The organism is Thermosulfurimonas sp., assembly GCF_015491435.1.
In the GTDB taxonomy this organism is placed as follows: Bacteria; Desulfobacterota; Thermodesulfobacteria; order Thermodesulfobacteriales; family Thermodesulfobacteriaceae; genus Thermosulfurimonas_A.
The window spans coordinates 1-5,977 of the sequence record NZ_WFVX01000110.1 but is presented as its reverse complement, the minus strand read 5'-3'; the positions used below and the strand labels follow the sequence as shown (position 1 = coordinate 5,977).

7 protein-coding genes are annotated in these 5,977 nt (G+C 60.3%); 5 read left to right on the top strand and 2 right to left on the bottom strand.

The features are described from left to right. Both F8J34_RS04930 and F8J34_RS04925 read right to left on the bottom strand, forming a co-directional pair. Positions 1-556, bottom strand: a 556-nt coding sequence (locus F8J34_RS04930; protein ID WP_297056897.1) for an OmpA family protein, incomplete at its 3' end; no start/stop codon positions are given. 20 nt (positions 557-576) lie between these two features. Next, on the bottom strand, positions 577-1,140 hold the full coding sequence (locus F8J34_RS04925; RefSeq protein ID WP_297056896.1) for a hypothetical protein: 564 nt from the start codon (positions 1,138-1,140) through the stop codon (positions 577-579). Between the two features lie 125 nt (positions 1,141-1,265). Between F8J34_RS04925 and F8J34_RS04920 the strand changes: the two genes are divergently transcribed. The 5 genes from F8J34_RS04920 to F8J34_RS04900 form a co-directional block, all read left to right on the top strand. Further along, complete coding sequence (locus F8J34_RS04920; RefSeq protein WP_297056895.1) at positions 1,266-2,141, top strand: YicC/YloC family endoribonuclease; 876 nt, start codon at positions 1,266-1,268, stop codon at positions 2,139-2,141. A 69-nt stretch (positions 2,142-2,210) separates the two neighbouring features. Continuing rightward, positions 2,211-3,149, top strand: coding sequence for a magnesium transporter CorA family protein (locus tag F8J34_RS04915; protein ID WP_297056894.1), 939 nt, complete (start codon positions 2,211-2,213; stop codon positions 3,147-3,149). A gap of 2 nt (positions 3,150-3,151) precedes the next feature. Then, positions 3,152-4,855, top strand: coding sequence for an undecaprenyl-diphosphate phosphatase (locus F8J34_RS04910; protein WP_297056893.1), 1,704 nt, complete (start codon positions 3,152-3,154; stop codon positions 4,853-4,855). Beyond that, positions 4,852-5,478: a methyltransferase gene (locus tag F8J34_RS04905; RefSeq protein ID WP_297056892.1), complete on the top strand. Its 627-nt coding sequence runs from the start codon at positions 4,852-4,854 to the stop codon at positions 5,476-5,478. Before F8J34_RS04910 ends, F8J34_RS04905 begins: the two co-directional genes overlap by 4 nt. Next, on the top strand, positions 5,478-5,977 hold a 500-nt coding region (locus F8J34_RS04900), incomplete at its 3' end, for a HemK/PrmC family methyltransferase (RefSeq protein ID WP_297056891.1). The genes F8J34_RS04905 and F8J34_RS04900, both read left to right, overlap by 1 nt.

Below are 5,977 nucleotides of genomic sequence, written 5' to 3'. Positions count from 1 at the left end.
CGTCATGTCCCAGAGCCAGAGGCCTCTCCTCTCCGAAACTCACCGTGGAGAGCCGATCCGGGGAAACCCCCAGATTGATCAGAAAACGCCGCACCTCCAAGGCCCGTTTCTCTCCCAGGGCCAGATTGTAATCCCGATCTCCCCTCTCGTCGCAGTTCCCCTGAAGTTCCACCTTATATTCCGGATGACGGAGGAGGAAACGGGCGTCTTCCTGGAGACGGGGGAGCATGTCGCGACGGATACGATAATCGTCGAAATCGAAGAAGATGGCCTTAAGCGGAGGGGTGCTGCGGCCGTAAATCTTCCAGCGTTCCTCCTGGGGAAGCCGGGCCGCTTTAGCCGCAGCCGCCTCCAGGGTCTCCTCGGTGAACCCCGGGGGCGGAGAAACCGCCTCGGGCTTCTCCTCGACCCGGGCCTGGGGTGCGGAGGGAGGCTTTACCTCTTCGGCGGCAGGGGACACCGGTTTCTCCGGCAGGGGACCGACCGGAACTTCCTTCTTGGCACAGGAAAAGAGCAGTAAAAGGATCGCCATCATCAACCCGAAGGATTTTTTCATAACCCTCCTCCTCATGGGTTTTAAGTATAACCGGTGAGATCCAGTTCCTGGAGAAAATCCCCGGTCCAGAATTCGAGCCGGGCCCGGAGGAGAGAGGTGATCCGGTAGAGCAACACCAGTTCCTGGTTGAGGACCGCGGTAACCCGGGCCATGGTCTCTTCGGGAATGCGGGCATAATGACGCCGGCAGAAATAATCGCGACAGAGCATGGGACGGGCCAGGATCTTGCACCCGAGCGGCCCCACAAAGAAACACCGCCCCGGGACCTCCCTTTCCCGGGGAAGTTCCACCCCGAGCAGACGATTGAGAAGAAGAATAAGCACCGTGCACTCGTTCTCCAGTCCTATTTTGCAGCAGCCCTGCCCCTCCTCCACGGTACAGAGATAGCACTCCCGAAAGGTCCCGGCCTGCTCCATGGTGCGATTGGAGTGCTCCACCGCCCGGCGATAGTGTTCCAGAAGCTCCGGGATTTCCGGATCGCCCAGGAAACTCTCCCCCCAAAGGGTATAAAGTTCCTCGGCCACGGCCATCTTCTCCTGGATGAGACGGGTAGGGTCCGGCCGAAGTTCCCTTAGATAACGCATAGTTCCTATTTACCACGACTTGGAGGTTGGGGGAAACCCCGTCCGGAGGTTTCGCAGATCCCGGAGAGGTGCTAAGTATAAGGCCCGACCGAATTACTAACCCTAAACCGCAGGGAGGAAAGACCATGCAGAGCATGACCGGCTTCGGCAGGGGCGAATATTCCGGCGAGGGCTTCCAGGTGCGGGTGGAGGTGAAGAGCCTCAACCATCGTTTTCTGGAGATCATCTGTCGTCTGCCCCGTCGTTATCAGATCCTGGAGGAAAGGATCCGGCGCGAGGTCCAGGACCGCTTTCATCGGGGAAGATTCGAGATTCAGGCCCGGCTGTTCGGGGTCCCTCCGGATACGGCCCGCATCTTCGTGGATCGGGGGCTTCTGAACCAGTATCTCCTTCATCTGCGTTCCCTGGCCGCAGAATACGACCTCGCCGGAGAGCTATCGGCCGGGGATCTCCTTCATCTCCGGGAGATCTTCGTTCAGGTGGAGGAGACGCCGGAAATCGAGACCCTGTGGTCGGAACTGGCCCCGGCCCTGGAGAAAGCCCTGGAGGAAGTGGCCCGAATGCGAGAGGAGGAAGGGGCCTACCTGCGGGAGATCCTCCTGGCCCATCTACAGGAACTAGATCGCTGGCTTGCGGCCATAGCCGAACGCAAGGAAACCCATCTCCGGGAGGCGCACCGCCGGCTGGAGGAACGTCTGCAGCGCCTCCTTGCGGACAGGGGACTGGATCCGATGCGGCTACATCAGGAGGCAGCCATCCTGGCCGATCGACTGGATTTTTCCGAGGAGCTGGACCGTCTTTACAGCCATCTTCGGCACTTTAAGGAAATCATGGCCTCTTCCGGCCCCCACGGGCGTAAGCTGGATTTCCTCTGCCAGGAGATGTTCCGGGAGATCAATACCCTTTCCCATAAGGCCTCCTCGGCGGAAATCTCCCATCTGGCCGTGGAGGTAAAGAGCGTAATCGAAAAAGTGCGTGAACAGGTGCAAAATCTTGAATAAACGGAATTTTTACCGAGCTCCGGCTCAAGGGTCGCTTTTTCGGAAGAATGGATTAAAGTAGTAGGGCCTATGCTTCGGATATATCGCTCGGAAAACGGTTTTCTGATTCCGGCGGAAAAACCCCTGCCGGGGACCTGGGTGGCGCTCGTGGCCCCCACCGAGGAGGAACTGCGCTTTGTGGAAACGCGCTTCGGTATCCTACCCGACTTCCTCAAGTACCCTCTGGACGAAGAAGAACGCCCGCGTATCGAGATCGAGGAGAAACAACTCCTCATCATCTTCCATATTCCGGACCCCCGCCACGAGGGGGATATCATCCGCTACGAAACCATCCCCCTGGGGATCATCATCACCGAGGAGGTGGTTCTCACCATCTGCCTCAAGGAAAACCTTCTTTTCGAGGAGATTCTGGCCCAGTCCGGGCGGGTTCAGAAGGTGGATCTGGAAAGGCCGGTCTCCTTTCTCTTTCTTCTTTTCTATTGTGTGGCCAACCTCTATCTGCGCTATCTGCGCCTCATCGATCGTCTGATCGAGGATTATGAACGGGAACTCTACCGTTCCTTTCGCAACCGGGAACTGGTCAAGATCCTGAGTCTGGAAAAGAGTCTGGTCTATTTCAGCACCGCCCTTAGGGGCAACGATGTGGTTCTCACCCGCATCCAGTCCGGACGCTATCTGCGTCTCACCGAGGAGGACCACGAGGCCCTGGAGGACATCCAGATCGAAAATCGTCAGGCCATCGAGATGACCAAGATCTATTCCGACATTCTCACCGGGACCATGGATGCCTATGCCTCCATCATCGGGAACAATCTCAACGTGGTGATGAAGTTTCTGACCGCGCTGGCCATTGTGCTGGCCATGCCCACCCTGATCTCCAGCATTTACGGCATGAATATTCGTCTTCCCCTCCAGAACAATCCCCACGCCTTCTGGATCGTGATGGGCATCTCCTTTGGGATCTCCATCCTCACCGCGATATACTTTGTCAAAAAGAGGCTTTTCTGAGCATGCAGATCGCCGGTGCCATAGTCCTGGGAATCCTGCAGGGGCTTACGGAGTTCCTTCCGGTCTCCAGTTCCGGGCACCTGATCCTGGCGGAAAATTTCTTCGGATTCCGGGGAGGGCTTTCCTTCGACGCCTTTATCCACCTGGGGACCCTGGGGGCGGTCCTTCTTTATTTCTGGAGGGACTGGTTATCCCTGCTGAAGGGTGTACGGGAGCCGGGCCCGGGGCGTCGGCTGTGGGGTCTTCTCCTGGTGGGTACCCTTCCCGGGGCTTTCGCCGGGGTACTTCTAGAGAATGCGGCCTCGCATTATTTCCGTTCGGCCTCTCTGGTGGCCGGGATGCTGATCCTCATGAGTCTGCCCATGATTCTGGGAGAGGTCCTGGGGAGAAAAACCAAAGGGTTCATGGATCTGGGACTCAGGGGAGCGTTCCTCATCGGGCTGGCCCAGGCCCTGGCCCTTATACCCGGCACCTCCCGCAGCGGCATCACCATCTCGGCGGCCCTGCTTCTGGGGCTACGGCGGGAGGAAGCGGCCAGATTCTCCTTTCTCCTCTCCGCGCCCATCATCGCCGGAGCCGGTCTTCTGGAGGGGATCAGGGCCTGGGTGGGAGGGTTTCCCCCGGTGCTCGTGTTCTGGGGCTGGTTCACCGCCTTTATTTCCGGGATCCTGGCCATCCATTTTCTCCTCCGCTTCCTGCGCACCCATACCCTTTATCCCTTTGTGGTCTATAGGGTCCTTCTGGGGGCGCTCATCTTCCTCCTGGCCTCACCGGCCCTGGCGGCACCCCCTCTTACCCGGGTGGTGACCCTCTTCACCGCCCAGGGTCCGGCGGAGCGCATCTTCGAGGATCATCCCCGCGGGGTTACCACGGGGCTACTTCTTCCCGGGGGCCGGTACGTCCTGGCGGCCTATCCGGAGGTCAAGGAAGCCGTGTTCATCGAGGCCCTTCTCCCCGGGGGGGAATCCCTCTCCGCCCGCCTGGCGGCTTACGATCCCTTTACCGAACTGGCCTTCCTGCAGCTTTCCCGGCAGGTGCCGGAGGTGGAACGGCTGCACTTCCTTTCCTCCTGGCCCGGGGCCGGAACCCGCATTTTCCTGGTCTCCGCGGTCGGAGGGAGGGGAGTCTATCCGGGGTGGGTCCTGAGGGCCCCGGCCCTCCGAAGGGTGAAGGGCTTTTTGCGGGCCGATCTCATGGAGGTCTTCCTTACCCGGAAGGTTTCCGGGCCTCTTTTCCTGCGGGATGGCACCTTCTGCGGCTTCTACGTCCAGAGTGCCCAGGCCTACGGAAGGGCCCTGGCCGAGGCCTCCTGGGTGATTAAACAGGCCTTCCGGAGATTTCGTGATCAGGGAAGGGTGGAGTGGGCCTGGCTGGGGGTGGAGGCCGTACCCGTATCCAGGGCCCTGGCGCAGACCCTGGGTTTATCTCCCCCCACCGGGCTTATCCTCACCCGGATATATCCCGATAGCCCTGCGGCCCGGGCCGGATTGAGGGTCGGAAAGACCCCCCTTGCGGTGGGCAATCAGCTCTATCCCCGCGGCTCGGACATCATCGTTCAGGCCGGAGGAATATCCCTCTCCAGCCCGGCCGATCTTCTGGATCTGGTGCTCTCCCGCCCCCCGGGAAGCACGCTCCGGTTAAAGATTTGGAGAAAGGGACATTTCCGGTATATTAGAATAAAACTCGCCAGGAGACCTCTGGAATGAAGGGAGATTGGCCTTTGGTTCAGGAAAACATTCAGATCCGCGGGCGTAATCTGGTCTTCTTCCGTCCGGAAAGCCTGGACCCGTTCCTTACCGGGGACAATAACAGTTTCCCCTTCTGGGCCCGGCTGTGGGAGGCAGCCATCGTGCTGGCCGATTTCGTGGCCACCCTTAAGCCTCCCCGCAAGATCCTGGAGATAGGAGCCGGGCTGGGGGTGCCGGGGCTGGCGGCCGCGGCCTTCGGCCACGAGGTCACCCTGACCGACTACGAAGACGTCCCCCTGGATCTCATCCGTCGTTCCGCCCGTCTCAACGGTCTTGAGGTTCGGGTATCCCGTCTGGACTGGCTGAACCCGGAAGATCTGGGAGAATTCGAGGTCATCATAGGAGCCGAGGTGGTCTATGCCGGGCGTCTCTTCCAGCCCCTTCTGGACATCTTCCGGCGCTATCTCCTTCCCGGGGGAGAGATCTATCTGGCCCACGATCGGGAAAGGGCCAGGGTCCTGGTTCCTTTTATCCAGCGGGCGGAACACGAATACGAGGTGGCCACCAGTCTGCGACGCCTGCGCACCTCCGACGAGACCCACGAGGTGGTCCTGCACCGTCTGCGCCCCAAAGGCTTTTGATGCGCCTTCGGGAGGCCCTGCGAAAAGGCACCGAGTTCCTGCAACGCGGAGGCCTCGCTCCAGAGGAAGCCCGGCGGGAAACGCGTCTGATCCTGGCTCACCTTTCCGGTCTGCGGCCTCTGGAGGTCTATCTCTACCCGGAAAAGGAGATCCCGGAGGAACGGTTCGAAAGCCTCCTCCGGGAGAGGATCTCCGGCCGGCCTCTGGCCTATCTGCTGGGAGAGGTGGAGTTTTTCGGACGGAGTTTCCGGGTTCCACCCGGGGTCTTCATTCCCAGGCCGGAGACCGAGATCCTGGTGGAGACCTTCCTCAAGCAGGAGATACCCCCGGGCAGGATCCTGGACCTGGGAACCGGTAGCGGAGTCATCCTGGTCTCCATCCTTGCGGAAAGGCCCGATCTCACCGGGGTAGGAATAGACCTCAATCCCCTGGCCCTGGAAACAGCCCGGGAGAACGCCCTGCGCCACGGGGTAGCGGATAGATGCCGCTGGATCCGGGG

Bases quoted from the DNA above. Each gene is read 5' to 3' on its own strand.
- F8J34_RS04925 (WP_297056896.1), bottom strand. From the start codon at position 1,140: ATGCGTTATCTAAGGGAACTTCGGCCGGACCCTACCCGTCTCATCCAG.
- F8J34_RS04920 (WP_297056895.1), top strand. From the start codon at position 1,266: ATGCAGAGCATGACCGGCTTCGGCAGGGGCGAATATTCCGGCGAGGGC.
- F8J34_RS04915 (WP_297056894.1), top strand. From the start codon at position 2,211: ATGCTTCGGATATATCGCTCGGAAAACGGTTTTCTGATTCCGGCGGAA.
- F8J34_RS04910 (WP_297056893.1), top strand. From the start codon at position 3,152: ATGCAGATCGCCGGTGCCATAGTCCTGGGAATCCTGCAGGGGCTTACG.
- F8J34_RS04905 (WP_297056892.1), top strand. From the start codon at position 4,852: ATGAAGGGAGATTGGCCTTTGGTTCAGGAAAACATTCAGATCCGCGGG.